3 protein-coding genes are annotated in these 2,306 nt (G+C 34.6%); all 3 read right to left on the bottom strand.

Annotated features, from left to right (window positions below):
• Positions 1–72 precede the first annotated feature (72 nt).
• The gene (locus V7137_RS15110) at positions 73–1,248 is read right to left on the bottom strand and encodes a NupC/NupG family nucleoside CNT transporter (RefSeq protein WP_335698848.1); all 1,176 of its coding nucleotides are present in this window, start codon (positions 1,246–1,248) and stop codon (positions 73–75) included.
• 73 nt (positions 1,249–1,321) lie between these two features.
• Positions 1,322–1,468: a hypothetical protein gene (locus tag V7137_RS30695; RefSeq protein WP_420490135.1), complete on the bottom strand. Its 147-nt coding sequence runs from the start codon at positions 1,466–1,468 to the stop codon at positions 1,322–1,324.
• A 25-nt stretch (positions 1,469–1,493) separates the two neighbouring features.
• Positions 1,494–1,667, bottom strand: a complete 174-nt coding sequence (locus V7137_RS30690) for an AmiS/UreI family transporter (RefSeq protein ID WP_420490134.1) — start codon at positions 1,665–1,667, stop codon at positions 1,494–1,496.
• Between the last annotated feature and the right edge of the window lie 639 nt (positions 1,668–2,306).

Here is a 2,306-nt window from a genome sequence, read left to right as displayed (position 1 = left end):
TAGAAACTTAGTAAATGACTCTTATTAAGATTTAAAAGCAACAAAGTTTACGAAAAGAGCCTTATTAAATTATTATAGGAACAAACCTACGATAGTTCCAGTTAAGATTGATCCCATTGTTGCTACTAATAATACCTTTAAACCAACCTTAGCTAACTGACTTGCCTTTTCATTATTGATGGCCTGTACAGTTCCTAAGATAATTCCAATAGAAGAGAAATTAGCGAAGGATACTAAGAATGATGATACGATACCTACCGTCTTATGAGACATATGAGGGATCATTTTCATAAAGTCTAACATAGCGACGAACTCGTTAGCAGCTACCTTAGTACCCATGACTGAGCCAGCTTTAACAATCTCATTTGAAGGAATACCCATGATCCAAGCGATTGGCGCGAATACATATCCAAGTACGCCAGTGAAAGAGATACCGAAGATTGAAGTGAAAATCCAGTTAACAGCCGCGATCAATCCTACATAAGTGATAAGCATAGCGCCTACGATTAAGGCTGTCTTTCCGCCGAGCAATGTCCAGTTGCCGATTGCTTCGAAAAGAGATTTCTCAGGAATCATTCCCTTAATATCTATTTTTTCATCTTCTTCTTTACGAACAGGACATACGATCGTTGATAGGATAAGTCCAGAGAATACGTTAATTGGTAACGCAACCAATACAAACTCCGCAGGAATCATTTGCATGTAAGCACCTAAGATGGAACAGCTTACCGCAACAAGAGAAGAAGTAACAACAACGAACAAGCGGTTACCAGAAAGATTAGGAATAAATGACTTAACAGAAAGGATAGCAGAAGTATCACCAAATACCATAGAATTCACCGCAACAAATGATTCCACTTTTGGTAAACCTGTTATTTTACTTACTGCACCACCAATGTATTTAATAGCTAATGGTAATATTCTTGAATAAGTTAAGATACCAAGAAGAGCTGTTACGAATACAATCATCATTAGAACATCCACAAAGAATAAATGCTTTCCTGCAAGGTCACCGAATACGAATGAGATACCGTCATTCCCGAAAGAAAGAACTTTGTTAAAGCCATCTACAATTTTGTGCAGAACCTTTTTACCAATTGAAGTATTAAGCATAAACCAAGCTATAAGCAACTGAACAGCTGCCATGACACCAACGGCACGATAGTTTATGTTTTTCTTATCATTTGACATCAACCAAGCTATACCTACTAGAGCTAGGATTCCAATGATTCCGATTATGATTGACATATTATTTTACCTCCAAAGCATTGATTACTTGAATTGTTTGATCGCTATTGTCATTTTTATATGATATTTTCAATCAGAAAAAACTTACAACAAAATAGACAATAGCTAGAATTACTACGCAGATCCAGATTTGATGGACAATTTGTGTATTCCAGTTCCCTTTAAAATAAAGGATCTCTGGTATGGTCAACGTTACCCATGACTGAACAAATGTAACCATTCCAGTATAATGTTCCATTTTCTTATTAAGTGCATTTGATAAAAAGAAAGAACAGATACCATAAGAATGCCCACATGGCCCAAGTTAATGCATTGACAACATTATGAAGGTGAATAATAGATGTTAAGGTATATACCACCCCAATAATAGCAACCCATAGACTAAACCAACCGAGTCCACTTCCTTCAAGCCCCTTCAAAAAGGTGAACCCAACATATAAATAAGTTAAGCTAATTAATTGTTGTAAAAAGTATTTTTACAACATCGCCCTCCTTCACCTTCATCACGGTATTTTCTAACACTCCACGTGAGCGCTTTCATTATTTTAAAATTACCTAAATAAATATATCACACATTCTGAACAAATGTTAAATTATATTTGAACAAAATGTTAATTTATTTTTTACCATTTTCCGCAAAGATGCCCAATTTTATATATTTAATAATAAAACACACAAATTCATTATTAATAAATGAAATTTTGTCAAAAACAATGTGAAAAAATGTAAATATTACATACATAAGATGACACTTTGCAATGGCAATTTATTTAATCAGTGAAAAGAGGTGAATGGTCAGTAGTCAGCCTTGTGCATCTACTTGCGGGGGTTGGTGCATTATCAGGGTAATATGTTTATATAGGAGTCCCGTGAGATTTCATCTTAGGAATCTTGAATATATGTTCGTCAAATTAACTACCAATAATCGGATTATTTATAGAAACGAACGAGATGAGAAAATGTTACTGAAAGACAGTATCTATGATCCAAACTAGAAAAAATGTTTATCATTGAGGGGCCGATAGACAAAATCGGTGAGGAAACTGAAAAAATGTCTA

It is taken from the genome of Neobacillus drentensis (genome assembly GCF_036962765.1).
GTDB lineage: Bacteria > Bacillota > Bacilli > Bacillales > Cytobacillaceae > Neobacillus > Neobacillus drentensis_C.
The sequence above is the reverse complement of the archived record's forward strand: the minus strand, read 5'-3'. Positions and strand labels throughout refer to the sequence as shown.